Annotated in this window: 18 protein-coding genes; all 18 read left to right on the top strand. The window is 59.5% G+C overall.

What is annotated here, in order from left to right; all coding sequences use genetic code 11:
- The first annotated feature begins 17 nt into the window (after window positions 1-17).
- The 18 genes from ABIB24_RS23110 (at window position 18) to ABIB24_RS23025 (ending at window position 19,561) form a co-directional block, all read left to right on the top strand.
- Window positions 18-1,439 carry a flagellin N-terminal helical domain-containing protein gene (locus ABIB24_RS23110; RefSeq protein ID WP_354317304.1) on the top strand — a complete coding sequence of 474 codons (1,422 nt, stop codon included), beginning with the start codon at window positions 18-20 and terminating at the stop codon, window positions 1,437-1,439.
- 76 nt (window positions 1,440-1,515) lie between these two features.
- Window positions 1,516-1,866: a flagellar protein FlaG gene (locus ABIB24_RS23105; RefSeq protein ID WP_354317303.1), complete on the top strand. Its 351-nt coding sequence runs from the start codon at window positions 1,516-1,518 to the stop codon at window positions 1,864-1,866.
- A gap of 83 nt (window positions 1,867-1,949) precedes the next feature.
- Window positions 1,950-3,338, top strand: coding sequence for a flagellar filament capping protein FliD (gene fliD / locus ABIB24_RS23100; protein ID WP_061304370.1), 1,389 nt, complete (start codon window positions 1,950-1,952; stop codon window positions 3,336-3,338).
- A 127-nt stretch (window positions 3,339-3,465) separates the two neighbouring features.
- The gene (gene fliS, locus ABIB24_RS23095) at window positions 3,466-3,867 is read left to right on the top strand and encodes a flagellar export chaperone FliS (protein WP_354317302.1); all 402 of its coding nucleotides are present in this window, start codon (window positions 3,466-3,468) and stop codon (window positions 3,865-3,867) included.
- Window positions 3,848-4,177, top strand: a complete 330-nt coding sequence (fliT, locus tag ABIB24_RS23090; protein ID WP_354317301.1) for a flagellar protein FliT — start codon at window positions 3,848-3,850, stop codon at window positions 4,175-4,177. The genes fliS and fliT overlap by 20 nt, the downstream gene beginning before the upstream one ends.
- 165 nt (window positions 4,178-4,342) lie before the next feature.
- A complete protein-coding gene (gene fleQ / locus ABIB24_RS23085) occupies window positions 4,343-5,818 on the top strand; it encodes a transcriptional regulator FleQ (RefSeq protein ID WP_123083735.1) in 1,476 nt (491 codons plus the stop codon).
- Window positions 5,819-6,271: 453 nt separating this feature from the next.
- Window positions 6,272-7,042 (top strand): glucose-1-phosphate cytidylyltransferase, encoded by a 771-nt coding sequence (rfbF, locus tag ABIB24_RS23080; protein WP_289331770.1) that lies wholly within the window; start codon window positions 6,272-6,274, stop codon window positions 7,040-7,042.
- The gene (rfbG, locus tag ABIB24_RS23075) at window positions 7,033-8,100 is read left to right on the top strand and encodes a CDP-glucose 4,6-dehydratase (protein ID WP_354317309.1); all 1,068 of its coding nucleotides are present in this window, start codon (window positions 7,033-7,035) and stop codon (window positions 8,098-8,100) included. The genes rfbF and rfbG overlap by 10 nt, the downstream gene beginning before the upstream one ends.
- On the top strand, window positions 8,093-9,415 hold the full coding sequence (gene rfbH / locus ABIB24_RS23070; protein ID WP_354317299.1) for a lipopolysaccharide biosynthesis protein RfbH: 1,323 nt from the start codon (window positions 8,093-8,095) through the stop codon (window positions 9,413-9,415). The genes rfbG and rfbH overlap by 8 nt, the downstream gene beginning before the upstream one ends.
- Window positions 9,415-10,107, top strand: a complete 693-nt coding sequence (locus tag ABIB24_RS23065; RefSeq protein ID WP_354317298.1) for a sugar phosphate nucleotidyltransferase — start codon at window positions 9,415-9,417, stop codon at window positions 10,105-10,107. The genes rfbH and ABIB24_RS23065 overlap by 1 nt, the downstream gene beginning before the upstream one ends.
- Complete coding sequence (locus ABIB24_RS23060; RefSeq protein WP_354317297.1) at window positions 10,104-11,468, top strand: GHMP family kinase ATP-binding protein; 1,365 nt, start codon at window positions 10,104-10,106, stop codon at window positions 11,466-11,468. Before ABIB24_RS23065 ends, ABIB24_RS23060 begins: the two co-directional genes overlap by 4 nt.
- On the top strand, window positions 11,465-13,372 hold the full coding sequence (locus ABIB24_RS23055; RefSeq protein WP_354317296.1) for an N-acetylneuraminate synthase family protein: 1,908 nt from the start codon (window positions 11,465-11,467) through the stop codon (window positions 13,370-13,372). Before ABIB24_RS23060 ends, ABIB24_RS23055 begins: the two co-directional genes overlap by 4 nt.
- Window positions 13,372-14,526: a class I SAM-dependent methyltransferase gene (locus tag ABIB24_RS23050; protein ID WP_354317295.1), complete on the top strand. Its 1,155-nt coding sequence runs from the start codon at window positions 13,372-13,374 to the stop codon at window positions 14,524-14,526. The genes ABIB24_RS23055 and ABIB24_RS23050 overlap by 1 nt, the downstream gene beginning before the upstream one ends.
- Window positions 14,527-14,573: 47 nt before the next feature.
- Window positions 14,574-16,355: a thiamine pyrophosphate-binding protein gene (locus ABIB24_RS23045; RefSeq protein WP_354317294.1), complete on the top strand. Its 1,782-nt coding sequence runs from the start codon at window positions 14,574-14,576 to the stop codon at window positions 16,353-16,355.
- A gap of 42 nt (window positions 16,356-16,397) precedes the next feature.
- A complete protein-coding gene (locus ABIB24_RS23040; RefSeq protein WP_354317293.1) occupies window positions 16,398-17,147 on the top strand; it encodes an SDR family NAD(P)-dependent oxidoreductase in 750 nt (249 codons plus the stop codon).
- The gene (locus tag ABIB24_RS23035; protein ID WP_354317292.1) at window positions 17,147-17,980 is read left to right on the top strand and encodes a sugar phosphate isomerase/epimerase family protein; all 834 of its coding nucleotides are present in this window, start codon (window positions 17,147-17,149) and stop codon (window positions 17,978-17,980) included. The genes ABIB24_RS23040 and ABIB24_RS23035 overlap by 1 nt, the downstream gene beginning before the upstream one ends.
- Window positions 17,970-18,722, top strand: coding sequence for an SDR family NAD(P)-dependent oxidoreductase (locus ABIB24_RS23030; RefSeq protein WP_354317291.1), 753 nt, complete (start codon window positions 17,970-17,972; stop codon window positions 18,720-18,722). The genes ABIB24_RS23035 and ABIB24_RS23030 overlap by 11 nt, the downstream gene beginning before the upstream one ends.
- The gene (locus tag ABIB24_RS23025; RefSeq protein WP_354317290.1) at window positions 18,719-19,561 is read left to right on the top strand and encodes an SDR family oxidoreductase; all 843 of its coding nucleotides are present in this window, start codon (window positions 18,719-18,721) and stop codon (window positions 19,559-19,561) included. Before ABIB24_RS23030 ends, ABIB24_RS23025 begins: the two co-directional genes overlap by 4 nt.
- The last annotated feature ends 45 nt before the right edge of the window (window positions 19,562-19,606 follow it).

The raw sequence follows: 19,606 nt of genomic DNA, 5'->3' as shown, positions 1-19,606 counted from the left end.
CCAACGAGGATTTCGTCATGCCGTTAACCGTTAACACCAACATTGCGTCGATCACCACTCAGGGCAACCTGACCAAGGCCAGCAACGCCCAGACCACTTCGATGCAGCGTCTGTCCTCGGGTCTGCGTATCAACAGCGCTAAAGACGACGCTGCAGGCCTGCAGATCGCCAACCGTCTGACCAGCCAGATTAACGGCCTGGGCCAGGCAGTGAAGAACGCCAACGACGGTATCTCCATTGCCCAGACCGCTGAAGGTGCAATGCAGGCTTCGACCGACATCCTGCAGAAAATGCGTACCCTGGCGCTGTCCTCGGCTACTGGCTCCCTGAGCGCCGATGACCGTAAGTCGAACAACGACGAGTACCAGGCTCTGACCGCCGAGTTGAACCGTATCTCCACCACCACCACCTTCGGTGGGCAGAAACTGCTGGACGGTTCGTACGGCACCAAGGCCATCCAGGTCGGCGCCAACGCCAACGAAACCATCAACCTGACCCTGGAAAACGTAGCTGCCAGCAACATTGGTTCGCAGCAAGTGAAGAGCGTCGGCGTTGCTCCTAGCACTTCGGGTGTTACCGGTGGTGCCGTGGCGATCACTGGTAACGGCCAAACCGCAAACATCAACATTGCCGCTCAAGCTTCTGCCAAGGATATCGCCAAGCAGATGAATGGCGCTATTGGTGGTCTGACTGCTACTGCCAGCACCGAAGCCAAATTCACCGTCGGTTCGGGTGCAGCAGCTACTCCTGCTACCTTCACCATGACCGTTGGTGGCCAGAACGTACAGTTCATCGGTGTTACTGACACTGCCAACCTGGCGGACCAGTTGAAATCCAATGCTGCCAAATTGGGTATCAGCGTCAACTACGACGAGAGCAAGGGTGAGCTGTCGGTCAAATCCGATACTGGCGAAAACATTGCCTTCAGTGCCGCCACTAACGCTGGCTCCATCACCGTGGCCACCAAAAACGGTGCCGGTACCTATGGCGCTGGGGTCGCTGTAGCTAACGGCCTTATCGCTACCGGTGCAGTCAATCTGGACTCCGCCAAGGGGTATGCGTTGAACGGTGCTGGTGTAACTGGTCTGTTTGTTGCTACTGGCACAGCTGCAACTTCGACTAAAACAACTATCGCAAACACCGATGTAACGGATGCCACCAACGCCCAGAACGCTCTGGCCGTTATCGACAAAGCCATCGGCTCGATCGACAGCGTCCGTTCGGGCCTGGGTGCTACCCAGAACCGTCTGCAAACCACCGTCGACAACCTGCAGAACATCCAGAAGAACTCCACCGCTGCCCGCTCCACCGTGCAGGACGTGGACTTCGCTTCGGAAACTGCCGAACTGACCAAGCAGCAGACCCTGCAGCAGGCTTCCACCGCGATCCTGTCGCAGGCTAACCAGCTGCCATCCTCGGTCCTGAAACTGCTCCAGTAATTCAGGCGCCTGAGTAAAGGGTGAAAGGGTGCGTTTACGTGCCCTTTCACCCTTTTTGACTTGAGGAGTTCGAAACATGGACATGAGTGTCAAGCTGAGCCAGGTGTATCCCTCTGTGTTGCCCCCGGCGCCAGTCGCTGATCGGGAGCCGGTGGTGCCTGCCAAGATGCAGGAGGCCGTAGCCCCCGATAACCAGCCACACTCGCGTGAAGACTTGGAAAAAGCGGTCGGCGAGATTCGCGATTTCGTCCAGTCGAGCCAACGTCAGTTGGATTTTTCCATTGATGATTCCACCGGTCGGGTCGTGGTCAAAGTGATCGCTACCGAATCGGGTGAGGTAATTCGCCAGCTTCCGTCGGAAACCGCACTGAAGCTTGCGCAAAGCCTCAGCGAAGCCGGCAGCCTGCTGTTTGACGGTCAGGCATAGGCTGGCATGATTTTTGTTGCTGTCGATTTTTTGATGGATATTTTCGCCAAGGATCCGGCAGCTACTGAACAAGGAGAGCAATGATGGCAGGTACAACAGTCAGCGGTATTGGCTCGGGCATCGATACCCAGGCGATCGTCGAATCCCTGGTGGCCGCGCAGAAGGCGCCGAAGCAGGCTCAGATCAATACCCAAACGCTGAAGGCAACCACCACGTTGTCCTCTATCGGCAAGATTCAGGCGGCTCTGGATGCCTTTCGCGGCGCTTTGACCAGCATGACCGACGGCAATAGCTTCGGTGGCCTGAGTGTTAAGTCCTCGGACGAAAAGGTTGCTACCATCACTACGGGGGCCGGCGCGGCCAATGGTTCTTTCTCGTTGCTGGTCAGCAAGCTGGCGACCGCATCGAAAGTTTCGACCAAGGTTTATGCAGGTGGGGCAGGCTCGGTTGTCAACTCTGGTACAAGCCCGACCACCTTGACCATCAAGCAGGATGGCAAGGCCTACGATTTGAGTGTCCCGGCAGGTGCCACCCTGCAGCAGGTTCGCGACTCCATCAACAGCCAGTTCGGCACATCGGGGCTAAGTGCCAACGTGCTGACGGATGCTAGCGGCTCGCGGTTGATCGTCACATCGACCAAGATGGGTACAGGCTCCGACATTACTCTGTCGGGCAACTCGGGCATCGATACGGGTTATACCGTTGTCGATAAGCCGCAGGACGCTGAGTACACGCTTGATGGCATTGCCATGAAATCCAAGACCAACGACATCACGGATGCCGTTAGTGGTCTTAATATCAAGCTGCTTAGTACTTCGCCGAAAAACGCTACCAGTGGTGAGCTCACGGCTACCATACTCTCGGTCAGCACCAGTACCACCGCATTGAAGTCAGGTCTCAAAGGCTTTATCGACACCTACAATGCGTTGCTCGCCGTAGTCAATGCCGAAACCAAGGTGACCAAGAACGCCGATGGCAGCATGACTGCGGCTGCACTGACAGGTGATGCCACGATGCGCACGATGATGGCCTCCATTCGCGAAGAGATGAATGCGTTGTCAGGCAATGGCACATTGAAGTCACTCGCCGCCTTTGGTGTTACGTCGGCTCAGGATGGTGGTGCGCTGAGTCTGGACGACAAGAAGTGGGACAAGGCTGCTGCCACCAATGCTGCGGATCTGACCAGTATCTTCAATGGCAAGGATGGCATGCTGGCGCGCCTGCAAAAGGTCACTGAGCCGTTCGCCAAGGCCAGCACCGGTACCCTTGCCGAGCGCTCCAAGGTCTTGAGCGAGAGCCTGACCAAGCTCAAGACCGAGCAGGAAAGCCTGGATGCGCGTATGGAAGCCTTGCAGAAGAGCTTGCAGGACAAGTACAACAACATGGACACCCTGGTCACTCAGTTGCGTCAGCAGCAGAACTCGGTGCTGAGCACGCTCAATGCGCTGAACAAGGCCAATAGCGACGATTAATCCGTGAACATTGCATGAAGTCCGGGCATGATGCCTGGCTTCATGTTATCGGTCGGTAAAGTTTTTCGCCGCCTGCCCGATACAGGGAATATCACCCCTTTAAGTCTGCCCGTCACGAGGTCGCAAGATGAATCCCATGAGAGCCCTTCGTCAGTACCAGAAGGTCAATTCCCATGCCCAGATTTCCGAAGCAACGCCCCATCGCCTGGTGCAGATGCTCATGGAAGGGGGCCTCGACCGCATGGCCCAGGCCAAGGGTGCCATGGCGCGCGGCGACATCCCGGAGAAGGGGCTCATGCTCGGTAAAGCAATCGACATCATCATCGGTCTGCGCGATGGCTTGTCGCCTGAAAAAAGCGAAAACCCTGAGTACGTCGAGAAGCTGGATGCCTTGTATGTCTACATGACCAATCGCTTGATGCAGGCCAACGTCGACAACGATGTCGGCATCATCGATGAGGTCGCCCAGCTGCTGATTACCGTAAAAAGCGGTTGGGATGGCATCGCAGATGCCCAGCCCGCCAGCTGACGGAAAGGAGAATACCGTGACCGCACTGCAACGCCTCGACGACACCTGCGATGCCCTGATCGGCGCCTTGGGCGAACGTGACTGGGATACCATCGCCAAGCTGGATGTGGCCTGCCGTGCGTGCATCGACGAGGTGCTGGCAACCCATGCGCTGGACCAGGCGTTGCTGCGCGAGAAACTGGAAGGGGTGTTGCAGGTCTACCGCAGTCTGATCGATGTGACAACCGGTGAACGCCAGGCAATTGCCGAAGAGATGATGCAGATCAACCAAGCGAAAAATGCTTCGAAGGTTTACCATCTGTTCAGTTAAGATGCCCACAACTTAACAAAAGGCGCCATAAATTTGACTATGGGGGCCTTTTTGACTTTACTAGTGGCTGTTTTCGAATTTCAGACGTCCGAACACTGACCATTCAGTCGGAATGATGTCGAGCACGCCCTCGGGCGCCGATATGACTAGGGAAGTTGCTATTGCATGTGGCGTGAAACCAAGATTCTGCTGATCGACGACGACAGCGCACGCCGCCGCGACCTGGCGGTGGTGCTTAACTTCCTCGGCGAAGAAAACCTCGCTTGCTCCAGCCAGGACTGGCAGCAGGTGGTCGAGCCGTTGTCTTCGAGTCGCGAAGTGCTGTGCGTGCTTATCGGCACTGTAAATGCCCCGGGCAGTGTGCTTGGGCTCGTTAAGACAGTGACTGGGTGGGATGAGTTCCTTCCGGTTCTGCTTTTAGGTGAAATTTCTTCTGCTGAGTTCCCGGAAGACCTTCGCCGCCGGGTGCTTTCCAACCTGGAAATGCCGCCAAGCTACAGCCAGCTGCTGGATTCGCTGCACCGTGCCCAGGTCTATCGCGAGATGTACGACCAGGCGCGCGAGCGTGGCCGCCAGCGCGAACCCAACCTGTTCCGCAGCCTGGTCGGTACCAGCCGTGCCATCCAGCACGTGCGGCAGATGATGCAGCAGGTGGCTGATACCGATGCCAGCGTGCTGATCCTGGGTGAGTCCGGCACCGGCAAGGAAGTGGTCGCGCGCAACCTGCACTACCATTCCAAGCGCCGCGAGGCGCCGTTCGTGCCGGTCAACTGCGGCGCGATCCCGGCCGAGCTGCTGGAAAGCGAACTGTTCGGCCACGAGAAGGGCGCCTTCACCGGGGCGATCACCAGCCGTGCCGGGCGTTTCGAGCTGGCCAACGGCGGTACCCTGTTCCTCGACGAAATCGGCGACATGCCGTTGCCGATGCAGGTCAAGCTGTTGCGCGTGCTGCAGGAACGTACCTTCGAGCGCGTGGGCAGCAACAAGACCCAGAGCATCGATGTGCGCATCATTGCGGCGACCCACAAGAACCTCGAGACCATGATCGAGGAGGGTACGTTCCGCGAAGACCTGTACTACCGCCTGAACGTGTTCCCCATCGAGATGGCGCCGCTGCGTGAGCGGGTGGAAGACATCCCGCTGCTGATGAACGAACTGATCTCGCGCATGGAGCACGAGAAGCGCGGGTCCATCCGCTTCAACTCCGCGTCGATCATGTCGCTGTGTCGCCACGGCTGGCCGGGCAACGTTCGCGAGCTGGCCAACCTGGTCGAGCGCATGGCGATCATGCACCCGTACGGGGTGATTGGCGTGTCCGAGCTGCCGAAGAAATTCCGATACGTCGATGACGAAGACGAGCAGATGGTCGACAGCCTGCGCAGCGACCTGGAAGAGCGCGTGGCGATCAACGGCCATACGCCGAACTTCAGCAACCACGCCATGCTGCCACCTGAAGGTCTGGACCTGAAGGACTACCTGGGTAGCCTGGAGCAGGGGTTGATCCAGCAGGCGCTGGACGATGCCAACGGTATCGTTGCGCGCGCGGCTGAACGTTTGCGTATTCGTCGTACCACCCTGGTCGAGAAGATGCGCAAGTACGGTATGAGCCGGCAAGGTGGCGAGGATCAGGCGGAGGATTGACGCCTGGTGGTCGGCATGTTCTGGCTCTTTCGAGGGTAACCCGCTCCCACAGGTGCATCACTGCCCCTTAGGCATTGTGCTGTCCCTGTGAGAGATTGCCCAACCCTTTGGGGCTGTATTGTCGCGTAGAGTACAAATATCGCTCGTTTGACGCGTCCTTTGTAGGAGCAGCCTTGTGCTGCGAAGAGGCCGGCACAAGCAACAGGCAAGCTCCGCAGTTCCGGCCTCTTCGCAGCGCAAGGCTGCTCCTATAGAGCTTCACAGAACCGATAAGTCATGTGTTGTTCTATAAGAGCGGGTTTATCAACGAAAGGGCCCATGGAAAAACCCGGAATCAAAATCCAATCCATTAAAAAGCTTTCATAAAGCAGGCATGCGTTTTGCTTTGCTTAGGGCATAGGGCATGGGGTCAGTTTTCTGTCGCCCCTCCGACCAATGCAGACGAAGAGCACAATGAAAGCAGTCATTCTGGCTGGTGGGCTGGGCACACGCATCAGCGAAGAATCCCACCTGCGCCCCAAGCCCATGATCGAGATAGGCGGCAAGCCGATCATTTGGCACATCATGAAGATCTACTCCCACTATGGAATCAATGACTTCGTCATTTGCCTGGGCTACAAGGGGTATGTGATCAAGGAGTACTTCGCCAACTACTTCCTGCACATGTCGGACGTGACTTTCGACATGGCGGAAAATCGCATGGACATCCACAACCGACACGCCGAGCCTTGGCGTGTGACGCTGGTGGACACCGGGGAAAACACTGCCACCGGAGGTCGCCTGAAGCGTGTGCGAGACTACGTTGGCAATGACACCTTTTGCCTGACTTACGGCGACGGTGTGTCCGACGTCGATATTCCGCGGCTGATCGATTTCCATCGCCAGCACGGCAAGATGGCCACGGTGACTGCCGTGCAGCCGCCGGGGCGTTATGGCGCGCTTGATGTGCAGGGCGAACAGGTTCGCGGCTTTCAGGAAAAGCCGGCGGGTGACGGCGGCTGGATCAATGGTGGCTTTTTCGTGCTTGAACCGGCCGTGCTTGAATACATCGAAGGCGATGCCACCACCTGGGAAGACGAACCCATGCGTCGCCTGGCCGAGGACGGCCAGCTCATGAGCCACCTGCACCGCGGCTTCTGGCAACCGATGGATACCCTGCGTGATCGCACGCTGCTTGAAACACACTGGAAAAACGGCGACGCAGCATGGCAGCTATGGCGCTGAACCCGGCATTCTGGGCCGGGCGCCGCGTCCTGCTCACCGGGCATACCGGTTTCAAGGGCGGCTGGCTGGCCGTATGGCTGCGGCAGCTTGGCGCCGAGCTGCGCGGCTTCGCCTTGCCTGCTGCGACCACGCCCTCGCTGTGGCAGGCCGCGCAACTGCAACAGCAGGTTGCCGGCGACTTCGCCGATATCCGGGATGCCTCGGCGCTTGCCCGTGCCTTGAAGGATTTCCAGCCTGAACTGGTGCTGCATCTGGCGGCGCAACCGCTGGTACGCGAATCGTACCGGGCGCCAGCCGACACCTACGCCACCAACGTCATGGGCACGCTCAACCTGCTGGAGGCGGTGCGCGCCACGGCTTCGGTGCGTGCAGTGCTGGTGGTGACCACCGACAAGTGCTACGAGAACCGCGAGTGGCCCTGGCCGTACCGCGAGCAGGATGCCCTGGGTGGCTTCGACCCCTATAGCAGCAGCAAAGCCTGTGTCGAACTGCTGTGCGCAAGCTACCGCGACTCGTTCCTGCGCGCCGCTGGCGTGGCGCTGGCAACGGCGCGCGCAGGCAACGTGCTGGGTGGTGGGGACTGGTCTGCCGAACGCTTGCTGCCGGATATCTTCCGCGCCTGGCAGGACGGCCAGGAAGTGGTCCTGCGTTACCCCGGTGCGACGCGCCCCTGGCAACACGTACTCGACCCGCTGATGGGCTATTTGCAATTGGCGCAGGGTTTGCTCACGGACGCTGAAAAACACGCAACAGCCTGGAACTTCGGCCCTGACAGCGCAGGGCTGACCACCGTTGGCGATATCGTTCAGCGTCTTGCTGAGCGCTGGCCAGGTGAAGCGCGCTGGTCGGTTGCCGGCGATGCCCAGCCGCACGAAGCCGGCCTGCTGGCGCTGGACTCCAGCAAAGCACGGCAACAGCTTGGCTGGGCGCCGCGCTGGTCGCTGGATGACACCCTGCAACATACCCTGGACTGGCATCTGGCCTGGCACGCAGGGCGTGACATGAACATCGTTACCCGCGAGCAGATCGCGGCTCACCAAGGCGGAACCCATGAGTGACAGTACGGCGCAGCAGTTGCGCCAAGAGATTGCCGAACTGGTCGGGCGTTATGCCGAGCTGCAGATGGCGCCGAGGCCTTTCGTGGCGGGGCAGAGCACTGTTCCGCCTTCCGGCAAGGTCATTGGTGCCGGCGAGCTTCAGATGATGACCGAGGCGGTGCTGGATGGCTGGCTTACGACCGGGCGCTTCAACGAGGCGTTCGAGAAGCGCCTGGCCAAGTACCTGGGGCGTCGCTGCGTGCTCACCACCAACTCCGGCTCGTCGGCCAACCTGCTGGCGTTTTCCGCGCTGACTTCGCCACGCCTTGGCGACCGGGCGATCAAGCCGGGTGATGAGGTAATCGGCGTTGCCGCCGGTTTCCCGACCACCGTCAACCCGATCCTGCAGTTCGGCGCGGTACCGGTGTTCGTCGATATCGAGATGGGCACCTACAACATCGACCCGGCGCTGATCGAGGCGGCGATCGGCCCGAAGACCAAGGCCATCATGCTGGCCCATACCCTGGGCAACCCCTTCGACCTGGGCGTGATCCGCGCCTTATGCGACAAGTACGGCCTGTGGTTGATCGAAGACTGCTGCGACGCTCTGGGTTCCACCTATCAGGGTCGCATGGTCGGCACCTTCGGTGATATCGGCACCCTCAGCTTCTACCCGGCACACCACATCACCATGGGCGAGGGCGGGGCGGTATTTACCGATTCGCCGTTGCTCAAGCGCATTGTCGAATCGTTCCGCGACTGGGGCCGCGATTGCTACTGCGCACCGGGCGAGGACAACACTTGCAGCAAGCGCTTCTGCTGGCAAATGGGTGACCTGCCGCAAGGTTATGACCACAAGTACACCTACTCGCACCTGGGCTACAACCTGAAGATCACCGACATGCAGGCCGCCTGTGCGTTGGCGCAGATGGACCGGGTGGATGATTTCGTGGCCGCGCGCAAACGCAACTTTGTCTGGCTCAGCGAGCGGCTGGCCGGCTGCGCGGACAAACTGATCCTGCCGCAGGCCACCCCTGACAGCGACCCTTCCTGGTTCGGCTACCCGATCACCTTGCGCGATGGCTGCTGCATCAATCGCGTCGAGCTGGTGCGCTACCTGGATGAGCAGGGCGTGGGGACGCGCTTGCTGTTTGCCGGTAACCTGACCCGTCAGCCCTACATGCAGGGGCTGAACTACCGGGTTTCCGGCAAGCTGCCCGTTACTGACAAGATCATGAACGACACGTTCTGGATCGGCTTGTGGCCGGGCTTGAGTGACGACCATCTGGAGCATGCGGCGCGCTGCCTGGAATCCTACCTGCAGAGGCTGTGCTGATGCGCGCCTATGTCCTGTGTGGCGGTTTCGGTACACGGCTGCGCAGCGTCACCGACGCGCAGAAGGCCTTGATACCCGTTCACGGCGAACCCTTCCTGGCGCGTGTATTGAGCCAATTGGCCCGTGCCGGTATCCGTGAAGGCGTACTGTGCTCGCATTACCGCGCCGAACAGGTAGCCGAGCAGCTGACCGAGCTGGCGCGTCAATCCGGCCTGCCACTGTCGATGGTGGTGGAAGACACCCCGCTGGGCACCGGCGGCGCCTTGCTCAACGCGTTGCGCGAGCAGCCTGCCCACGGACGCTATCTGGTACTCAATGCCGATACTTTTGTGGACGCGGAGGGTTATCGGCAGATGCTGGTTAGCGAAGGCAATGCCGTGCTGGCGGCGCGAGTCGATGACCGCAGCCGATATGGCAGCCTGGCGCTGAATGCCAGCGGCCACCTGGCTGCACTACAGGAAAAGGGTGTGCAGGGGCCAGGCCTGATCAACGCGGGGGTTTACGCCTTTACCGCGTCGGCCTTCGCCACCATCCCCGTTTGCGCATGTTCGATGGAGCACGACCTGCTGCCCGAGTTGCTCCAGCGACAGGCCGTAACCGTTGTCGACTACTGCGGGCGCTTCATCGATATCGGCACGCCAGAATCGCTTGCGCGCTACACCCACGAATTTCTTCCGGATACTTCGCTATGAGCCTGCTTGTGCAGACCCTCAGCATCGGCGAGCGCCAGAGCATTCTCGATGCGGTCAAGTGCATCGAGGCGGGCGCCTTGCAGATTGCCTTCGTGGTTGCCGACGACCGCCGTCTGCTGGGGGTGGTAACCAACGGCGATGTACGTCGCCACCTGTTGCAGGGCGGGCAGACCGACCTGCCGGTGACCACCTGCATGAACAGCCATTACCGCTCGGTTCAGGCTGGTGCATCGCGAGAGGAGTTGCTCAAGGCGTTCGACCTTGGTTTCAACGCCATCCCGGCCGTGGACGAGCAGGGGCGCCTGGTCGAGGTTTATACCCGCCTGATGGCGGCCAGCCCGGAAGTACCGGTGCTGGCGCGTGCCCGTGCACCCGTGCGCATGAGCTTCTGTGGTGGCGGTGCGGACCTGACCTATTTCTTCATCGACCACCCGGCAGCGGTGCTCAGCTGTACTGTCGGGCTTTATGCCCACGCCACCCTGGTGCCACGTAGCGACCGTGGTATTCGTATTTTCTCTGAAGACCTAGGCCGCGAGGAGGACTACGACTCCCTGGCAGACCTGCTGGCCGCCAGCGAGAAGAGCCTGTTGGCGACCATCGTTTCGGTGATCAAGCCGCAATATGGCTTCGATCTCTACCTGCGTTCGGATTTCCCGGTGGGCTCTGGACTGGGCGGCTCCTCTGCTGCCACCACGGCCACCATTGCGGCATTCAACGAACTGCGCCAAGATCGCTGGAGCACCTATGAAATCGCTGAACTGGCGTTCCAGGCCGAGCGTCTGTGCTTCGGTATCGCCGGAGGCTGGCAGGATCAGTACGCCTCGGCCTTCGGTGGCTTCAACCTGATCGAGTTCGAGAACCAGCGCAATCTGGTGCATCCGATTCGCCTGGAAGAGGCGACCCGCAATGAGCTGGAGTCGTGCCTGGTGTTGTGCGACACCGGCATTTCTCACGACTCTGGCCGCCTGCATGAACTGCAGCGCGAGGAGATGCAGGCCGAGTCCTCGCAAACGGACCTGCTTCACGCCAGCGTGGCGCTGTGCCGGCGTATGCACCGCTACCTGATCCGCGGCGAGCTGCGCGATTTCGGCCTGTGCATGGACGAAGCGTGGCGCCTGAAAAAGCGCTTTTCCTCGGCAATCAGCCATGGCCACCTCGACCAGATCTACGCGGCGGCGTTGGCGGCCGGCGCGCTCGGCGGCAAGCTGCTGGGCGCCGGTGGCGGTGGCTTCTTCCTGTTCTACGTACAACCCCAGCATCGCCAGCGCGTGGTGCAGGCGGTGCGTGCACTGGGCTGCCAGACTCAAGGCTTCCGCTTTGAGACTTGCGGTGTAACTTCCTGGCGGACAAAAATCCAATGACCCCGATTCTTCTCGACGGCATCGCCCTGGGTGGCGAGCGCGTCTATGTCATTGCCGAAGTCGGCAACAACCACAACGGCTCGCTGGCGTTGGCCAGGCAACTGGTGGATGCCGCCATTGCGGCGGGCGCTGACTGCGTCAAGTTCCAGCTGCGCAACCGCGAGGCGCTGTATCGGCGCAAGGCGGATGGCTCGCGTGCCGAAGACCTTGGCGTGGAGTACATCCAGGACCTGCTCGACAAGGTTGAGCTGAGCCTCGACGAACACCGTCAGGTGCGCGCCTACTGTGCGCAGAAGGGCATCACCTACCTGTGCACCCCTTGGGATGAACCCAGCGTCGATGCCCTGGCGGAATTCGATGTGGCGGCCTTGAAGATCGCTTCGGCGGATCTGTCCAACCCCTACCTGATCGCCAAGGCCGCCAGCCTGGGCAAGCCGCTGATCCTGTCCACCGGCATGTCCTTCGAGCACGAAATCATCCGTGCGATCGAGCAACTCAACGCCTTGGGTACGCCCTTCGCGCTGCTTCACTGCAACAGCGCCTACCCAGCGCCTGAGGCGGATATCCAACTGGGCTACCTGCGCCGCTTGCAAGAGTTGCATGGCCTGATCGGCTATTCCGGCCATGAGCGCGGTATCGCGATTACCCTCGGTGCAGTGGCCCTGGGCGCCAAGCTGGTGGAGCGCCACATTACCCTGGACCGCAACATGGAAGGCCCGGACCACCTGGCCAGCCTGGAACCCACCGAGTTCCGGCAACTGGTGGACGGTATCCGCCAGCTGGATCTGGCGCTGCCCTGGCAAGGGCCCGGTCGTCATGCCAGCCAGGGTGAGCTGCTGAACCGCGAGAACCTCGGCAAGAGTGTGATCGCTGCCCGCGATATCCCCCGTGGCACGGTGCTGGAGCAGGGCATGCTGCGCATCGCCAGCCCTGGCCAGGGACTGCCGCCGTACCGGCTGCCGGAACTGCTGGGCAAACCGGCCCAACGCGACATCGCCCTGGGCGACTTCCTGTTCGAAAGCGACCTGCAGGCGCAGCAAACCGAGCAGAAGCTGGCGTTCGACATGCCAATCCGCTGGGGTGTGCCGGTGCGCTATCACGACTTCTGCGACTACCAGCGGCGTATCGAACCGGACCTGTTCGAGTTCCACCTGTCGTACCGCGACCTCAGCCTGAAGCCACAGCCTTTCCTGGCTGAAGTGGCGTGTTCGCGCCTGGTGGTGCACGCCCCGGAGCTGTTCGAGAACAGCGAGCTGCTGGACCTGGTTGCGGACGACCCGGCTTATCGTCAGCGTTCCATCGACAACCTGCAGCGCGTGGTCGATGCCACCCTGCAGATCGGCGAGTTCTTCCCCGCAGCCGATGCCCGGCTGATCGTTGCCAACATTGGTGGTTTCTCTGCCGATGCACCGCGCCCGCTGGCCATGCGCCCTGAACTTTACGAGCGCTACCATGAAGCCTGCCGGCAGGTGGATTTCGCCGGCACCGAGCTGATTCCGCAGAACATGGCGCCGTTCCCGTGGCACTTCGGTGGTCAGCGCCACCAGAACATTTTCATGATGCCCGATGAACTGGCAGCCCAGGCCCGCGAGCACGGCTTGCGCCTGTGCCTGGACCTGTCGCACCTGCAGATGACCTGCTTCCACTTCGGCCTCGACTTCCAAGCCGCACTGGCGCTGCTGCTGCCGCACTCGGCGCACTTGCACGTGGCCGACGCCAAGGGCACCAACGGTGAAGGCGTGCTCATGGGCACCGGCGACATCGACTGGCCGGCCACCTGGGCGCAGATTCGCCAACATCCTGAAGTCAGCTTCATTCCTGAAGTCTGGCAAGGGCATAAGGATCATGGTGCTGGCTTTTGGTCGGCGTTGGACTTTCTGATGAGCTTGGAGGGGAGTGACTGATGGCACGCTCAATGCTGCCAGAAGCCAGTTGCCCGATCTGCTCCGCGCCCGCGGACGGCTTGTTGGACTTGCAACTGGTCGAGCGCAGATGGTTGCCCAGAACAATCGCTGTGGCGTCCTGTGCCGCCTGTGACTTTGCCTTCGTTTGTCCGGCTGACGCCGAGAATTATGCGAACTACTACGCGCAGACCTCCAACGACCTGCTTTCGGTGATCAACCCCAGTGAGACGGAACAGAGCCGCTTCGACACCCAGGCTGGCTTCCTGTCGCCGCTGTTGTCCGCGGCCGCTCCGAAACGGGTCCTGGATATCGGCTGCGGCAGCGGGGGCTTGCTGCATACCCTGCAGAGGGCCTTCCCTCAACACAGCTACCATGGGGTTGACCCCAACGCGGTCGTCGGCTGGCACCAGGGTGTGAGTTTTGACTGCGAGCTGGACGATTCGGTGCAGGCTTTCGACCTGATTGTTCTTTCCCATACACTGGAGCACGTCGTCGATCTCGGGGCTTTCTCTTCGGTGTTAGAGCTGCTGGCGGCGGACGGCTCTTTGTACATTGAGGTGCCCGATGCCACGCGCTATGCCGATTTCCCTCGTAGAGAATATCTCTATTACTTCGACCGTTTGCACATTAACCACTTCAGCACGGCATCGCTGGAAAAGCTGCTGACAGACTGGGGGCTGTTTCTGAATTGGACCAGTTTTCATGACTTTCAGTACAAGGATGGTCAGCTCTATCCGGCATGCGCCATTTTGGCTTCCCGGCAGGCATCTTCAATCCCCCTGAAGCTTGAGTTGAAAGCACCCTTGGTCGCGGCGTTGGAGCGCTATCGACAGGGCGAGAGGGACAGGGCGCGGGAGTGGCAGGCACGCCTTGCAGCGTTTCCCAAGATCCTGGTGTATGGCTTCGGCGACAATTTCTTTCGCGCCAGGGCATCGGGTGGGCCGTTGTCCAAGCAAAGTATCCTGGCGGTGATCGATCGCCGCTGGCGAGACTTGAGTGAGTCCCAGTATGCCACCGACTATTCGTTCATGGATCTGTATCAGGCTGCAGAGCAGCACTCACAGATCCCCGTGGTTGTGGCTGTGTCGTGGCAGGCGGAAACCATTGCAGAAACTCTTTCTGAAACCGGCTTTTCCCAGGTGTTCATCCTGTAGGTAGCCAGATTCCAATCGTACATACAGATAATGAAGAAGGACATCGAATGCGCGTAGCCGACTACATCATGGAGCGCCTAGCCCGCCTTGGCGTTGCTCAGGTCTACTTCCTTCCCGGCGGCGGAGCCATGCACCTCAATGATGCCCTGGGGCGTCATCCTGATTTGGAACCGATTCTTTGTCTGCACGAGCAGGCTGCCGGTATCGCTGCTGAGGCAGCAGGAAAACTATCAGGAAGGCCCAGTGCTTGCATGACGACCAGTGGCCCTGGCGCCACCAATGCAATTACCGCTGTGCTCGGGGCTTGGCTCGATTCCACTCCGGTGTTCTTCGTCTCCGGGCAGGTGAAAAGTGCAGATCTGAAGACGGGTACCGATCTGCGTATGCTCGGCGTTCAGGAGGCTGACATTGTCTCCATGGTGACCTCGATCACCAAGCGTGCAGTCACTCTGACCGATCCCCAGGCGGTTGCCGAAATTTTTGACGAATTGGAGCATGCGGCCCTCAGTGGTCGTCGTGGCCCGGTATGGCTTGATGTACCGCTGGATGTACAGGCTGCGCAGGTCGATCCGACGCAACTGCGCCGCGCCGTCCCTCCAGCCTCGGCTGAGGGTGTCGACCTAAGCGAACCGTTGGCGAAAACCCTGGCGTTGCTGCGCTCGGCGAAGCGCCCGGGAATTATTGCTGGCGCCGGTATTCGTATGTCCGGTGCGGTGGATGGGTTTCGTCGCTTGATAGAGCGCGCGAGAATACCAGTCATGCCAACTTGGCAGGCGATGGATTTGATTGAAGACGAGCACCCCTTGTATGGTGGCCGTCCTGGCTCCATCGCGCCGCGTTGGGCCAACTTTGCGCTGCAGAACTGCGACCTGCTGATTGTGCTTGGCTCGCGTCTGGACATGGCGCTGACTGCGTACAACCATGCACACTTCGCTCCTTTTGCGAAAAAAGTGGTGGTAGACATCGATCCGGCGGAGCTTACCAAGCTGCAGATGTCTATCGATGTTTCCCTCGTCTCCGATGTGGCGCCCTTCATCGAAGCGCTTTATACGGCCATCGCTGCCGAGCCGTTACCGGACTACGCCAGTTGGCGTCAGCAGATTGCCGTTTGGCGCGAGCGCTATCCGCTGCTGCAACCAGAACACACCGACGACAGTCAGGGTGTGAGCATGTATTACTTCACCGACCGACTTTCTGCTCAATTAGCAGAGGGTGATGTGATCGCGCCCGGAAGCTCAGGCTTTGCTGCCGAATTGTTTCTGCTCAACCTGCGTATGAAGAAAGGACAGCGCTGCTTCCACAATCGAGGCACTGGTTCCATGGGGTTTGGTATTCCCTCGGCCATTGGTGCCTGCCTAGCGGCCGGACGGCGCCAGACCCTGTGCGTAGAAGGTGATGGTGGCCTGCAGATGAATATCCAAGAGCTGGCGACTCTTGCTGCACAGAAGCTACCGGTCAAATGCTTTGTCATCAACAATCAAGGTTATGCCTCGATCCGTGTTTCACAGAACGCCCACTTCCAGTTGTTGGTGGGTGCCGATGCCGATAGTGGCTTGCAATTGCCTGAATTACGCCAACTGTGTGCCGCCTATGGTGTGGGCTACGCCTATATCGATAGCCATAGTGACCTAGACGGACAGTTGCGTGAGGTGCTCGACGCCACCGGCCCGGTAATCTGTGAAGTCATGGTGCAGGTTGAAGAGCCGCGCATTCCGCGGGTAATGACTCGTATCAATGCCGAGGGCAAGCCAGAGTCTGGCGCACTTGAGGATTTGTACCCCTTCTTGCCACGCGAAGAATTGGCGCAAAACTGGCCATTAGGCGAATGAAGTACTGCTGCATTATTTTTTTATCGAGTGCGAGGCGGTTGTATGAATGTTCTTGATTCCTTTCGACTCGATGGACGGGTTGCCCTTGTCAGCGGTGCCTCGCGTGGCATCGGCTACGCCATTGCTCGTGGTTTGGCTGAAGCTGGTGCGCAGGTCTACGGTATTGGCCGATCGACCGATACCGAGGCAGACGACGGGAGCTTCCATTATAGTCAATGCGATGTCCGAGAAAGTGATAGCGTTTCCCAGCTGATGGCTGAAATCGCTGCACGCCATGGGCGTTTCGACATTCTTGTCAACGCTGCAGGCATTACCTTGCCAGCGCAGGCCGATACCGATCCCTTGGCCAGATTCCTGCGTACTCTGGATATGAACCTGACGGCGGCCTACACCTGCTGCTGTCTGGCCCTGCCTTACATGCAGCGCAATGGCTACGGTGCGATCATCAACGTCACCAGCATCGGTGCTGGGCTGGGTTTTCCCGGTAATCCCGGTTACGTCGCTTCCAAGGGAGGGTTGGCAGCTATGACCCGTGCCTTGGCACTGGATTTTGGCGGGCGGGGGATTCGCGTCAACAATATAGTACCTGGCTATGTGCATACTGCCATGACCCGCGCCAGCTACACAGATCCGGAACTCCACGCCGCTCGTGCTGGGCGAACCATGCTGGGGCGTTGGGGAACTATTGATGAACTGGCCGGTGCTGCGGTGTTTCTGGCATCCCCGGCAAGCAGCTATATCACAGGCACAGACTTGGTCGTCGATGGCGGCTGGTCAGCCAAGGGGTTGTGATGAATATAGGATTCATGCAGGGCCGCCTGTGCGAGCGTGTGGACGGCAAGATTCAGGCGTTCCCCGTGCGTGATTGGGAGAGCGAGTTTGAAGTTGCACAGCATCTAGGGCTGGTGCTGATGGAATGGACGCTTGATCAGGATTTTTTGTACGAGAACCCGCTGATGACCGTGGCCGGGCGCCAACGTATTGGAGAACTGGCCCGCTTGTACGGTGTGCGCATTCTCTCGCTGACAGGGGATTGCTTTATGCAGGCCCCGTTCTACAAAGTTTCGGGAGCGGCTCGTATCAGCCTGCTCAATGACCTTAACGCCGTACTGGATGCATCGGCAGAGTTAGGTATCCGCTACGTGCTGCTGCCGCTGGTAGACAATGGTTCGTTGACCACAGATGAGGAAGAGCAGGCACTCATTGACGGGTTACTTCCGCTGCGCGAGCGGCTTGTTGCAGGCAACCTGAAGATAGTCTTTGAGTCGGACTTCGGCCCTGAGCGTTTGGCTTCTTTCATTGCACGCTTTCCGGAGGACGCCTTTGGTATCAATTACGACATTGGCAACAGTGCAGCGCTGGGCTACTGCGCCACCGAGGAAATTGCCAGTTATGGACTGCGTATTGATAACGTGCATGTTAAGGATCGGATATTGGGGGGGAGCACTGTAGCTCTCGGCAGCGGGAACGCCGACTTCCCGGAGGTGTTCAGTGCATTACGCAAATTAGGCTATGCAGGTAACTTCATTCTGCAAACTGCCCGTGCTGACGATGGCGACCATGCCGGAGCGGTTGCCCGTTACCGCGATATGACTCGGACGTGGTGGTGTGGTCATGAGGCTTGAACTTGAGGGGAAGGTCGCATTGATCACCGGGTCGTCGTCCGGTATTGGTCTGTCGATAGCCCAGCAGTTGGCAGAAGAGGGCTGTCATGTCGTGCTCAACGGCCGTGACCCTGAGCGACTGCACGCGGCGCAGTCGCTGATAGAGGGAGCGTCGGGGGTCGTGGCCGATGTGCGTGATGCTGACGCCTGTCAGACTTTGGTTAGGGAAGTATTATCCCGCCATGATCGCCTCGACATTCTGGTGTGTAATGTCGGCAGCGGTGCTTCTGTACCTCCTGGCCAGGAAAGTCCTGCCGAATGGCATCGAGTTCTGGATACCAACTTGCATACCACGACACAGACTGTATGGGCTGCACAGGACTCCCTGCTGAACTCTCGGGGCAGTGTTATTTGTATTTCTTCTATCTGTGGTATCGAAGCCCTAGGTTGCCCGGTTCCGTACGCAGTGGCAAAAGCTGCCATTGAAAGCTATGTACGTAATGCGGCGCGTTGGCTGGGTCGACACGGCGTGCGAATCAATAGCATCGCGCCGGGCAACATCCTCTTTGATGGCTCAGTCTGGGAGCGCAAGCTTCATGAGGATCGCCTTGGTGTTGAGGCGATGCTTGCTCGTGATGTTGCTCTTGGTCGTTTGGGCTGTCCTGCTGATGTTGCCAGGCTGGCTGCTTACCTGGCTTCGCCTCTGGCCGATTTCATTACCGGGGCTACTTATATTGTTGATGGAGGTCAACTGAGGTCATGAATAACTCGGAATCTAATTTTTCCCGATTATTTGAGTTGAGCGGCCGGGTAGCGGTAATCACTGGCGGCGCCGGCCTGCTTGGCTACCAGCATGCGGCCACCATCGCCGGCCTCGGCGGCCTGCCTGTGTTGCTGGATATTCAGGCCGAAGCCTTGGCCGCCAATGCTGCGAAATTGGCAGAGGAAACTGGCTGCCAGGCGATGTGCTTGGTGGCCGACATCACTGATCTGGCTGCCCTGACGGTAGCCTTCGAGCAACTGATGGCCCGCCACGGCCAAGTGGATATCCTGATCAATAACGCCGCCCGCAATCCCAAGGTGGAAGGCACCGGCGACAAGGACTTTTCCCGCCTCGAACATTTCCCTTGGGAACAGTGGCGTCTGGATTTGGATGTGGGTCTGGGAGGCGCTTTCAATTGCGCCAAGGTCTTTGGCGCACAAATGGCCCGCCAAGGGCGCGGGGTGATTGTCAATATCGCCTCCGACCTGGGCGTTATCGCACCGGATCAGCGTTTGTACCGGGTGGAGGGCCGCGAAGTCGAACAGCAACCTGTCAAGCCAGTAACCTACTCGGTGGTCAAGCACGGCCTGATCGGCTTGACCAAGTACCTGGCCACGTACTGGTGCGAACAAGGCGTGCGCTGCAATGCCTTGTCGCCTGGCGGCGTCTACGCGGGGCAGAACGATGTATTCGTCAGCAAGCTGGCGCAGTTGATTCCCTTGGGGCGCATGGCTGACGCCGATGAGTACCGTGGTGCCATCGCCTTCCTTTGTTCGGATGCTTCATCCTATATGAACGGAGCCAATCTGGTCATTGATGGGGGCCGCAGTGCATGGTGAATCGCGATTCAATTTTCCGGCATTGCATTTGCTCTAGTAGCGATC

The organism is Pseudomonas sp. UYEF17, assembly GCF_040546125.1.
In the GTDB taxonomy this organism is placed as follows: Bacteria; Pseudomonadota; Gammaproteobacteria; order Pseudomonadales; family Pseudomonadaceae; genus Aquipseudomonas; species Aquipseudomonas putida_Z.
This window is presented reverse-complemented; position numbering and strand designations above follow the sequence as displayed.

What these genes read in the sequence shown, in the direction of transcription:
- ABIB24_RS23060 (WP_354317297.1), top strand. Translation starts at nt 10,104, where the DNA reads ATGAGCCTGCTTGTGCAGACCCTCAGCATCGGCGAGCGCCAGAGCATT.
- fleQ (WP_123083735.1), top strand. Translation starts at nt 4,343, where the DNA reads ATGTGGCGTGAAACCAAGATTCTGCTGATCGACGACGACAGCGCACGC.
- ABIB24_RS23030 (WP_354317291.1), top strand. Translation starts at nt 17,970, where the DNA reads ATGAGGCTTGAACTTGAGGGGAAGGTCGCATTGATCACCGGGTCGTCG.
- ABIB24_RS23045 (WP_354317294.1), top strand. Translation starts at nt 14,574, where the DNA reads ATGCGCGTAGCCGACTACATCATGGAGCGCCTAGCCCGCCTTGGCGTT.
- ABIB24_RS23055 (WP_354317296.1), top strand. Translation starts at nt 11,465, where the DNA reads ATGACCCCGATTCTTCTCGACGGCATCGCCCTGGGTGGCGAGCGCGTC.
- fliD (WP_061304370.1), top strand. Translation starts at nt 1,950, where the DNA reads ATGGCAGGTACAACAGTCAGCGGTATTGGCTCGGGCATCGATACCCAG.
- ABIB24_RS23110 (WP_354317304.1), top strand. Translation starts at nt 18, where the DNA reads ATGCCGTTAACCGTTAACACCAACATTGCGTCGATCACCACTCAGGGC.
- rfbH (WP_354317299.1), top strand. Translation starts at nt 8,093, where the DNA reads ATGAGTGACAGTACGGCGCAGCAGTTGCGCCAAGAGATTGCCGAACTG.
- ABIB24_RS23035 (WP_354317292.1), top strand. Translation starts at nt 17,147, where the DNA reads ATGAATATAGGATTCATGCAGGGCCGCCTGTGCGAGCGTGTGGACGGC.
- ABIB24_RS23050 (WP_354317295.1), top strand. Translation starts at nt 13,372, where the DNA reads ATGGCACGCTCAATGCTGCCAGAAGCCAGTTGCCCGATCTGCTCCGCG.
- ABIB24_RS23105 (WP_354317303.1), top strand. Translation starts at nt 1,516, where the DNA reads ATGGACATGAGTGTCAAGCTGAGCCAGGTGTATCCCTCTGTGTTGCCC.
- ABIB24_RS23065 (WP_354317298.1), top strand. Translation starts at nt 9,415, where the DNA reads ATGCGCGCCTATGTCCTGTGTGGCGGTTTCGGTACACGGCTGCGCAGC.
- ABIB24_RS23040 (WP_354317293.1), top strand. Translation starts at nt 16,398, where the DNA reads ATGAATGTTCTTGATTCCTTTCGACTCGATGGACGGGTTGCCCTTGTC.
- fliT (WP_354317301.1), top strand. Translation starts at nt 3,848, where the DNA reads ATGCCCAGCCCGCCAGCTGACGGAAAGGAGAATACCGTGACCGCACTG.
- rfbF (WP_289331770.1), top strand. Translation starts at nt 6,272, where the DNA reads ATGAAAGCAGTCATTCTGGCTGGTGGGCTGGGCACACGCATCAGCGAA.
- fliS (WP_354317302.1), top strand. Translation starts at nt 3,466, where the DNA reads ATGAATCCCATGAGAGCCCTTCGTCAGTACCAGAAGGTCAATTCCCAT.
- rfbG (WP_354317309.1), top strand. Translation starts at nt 7,033, where the DNA reads ATGGCGCTGAACCCGGCATTCTGGGCCGGGCGCCGCGTCCTGCTCACC.
- ABIB24_RS23025 (WP_354317290.1), top strand. Translation starts at nt 18,719, where the DNA reads ATGAATAACTCGGAATCTAATTTTTCCCGATTATTTGAGTTGAGCGGC.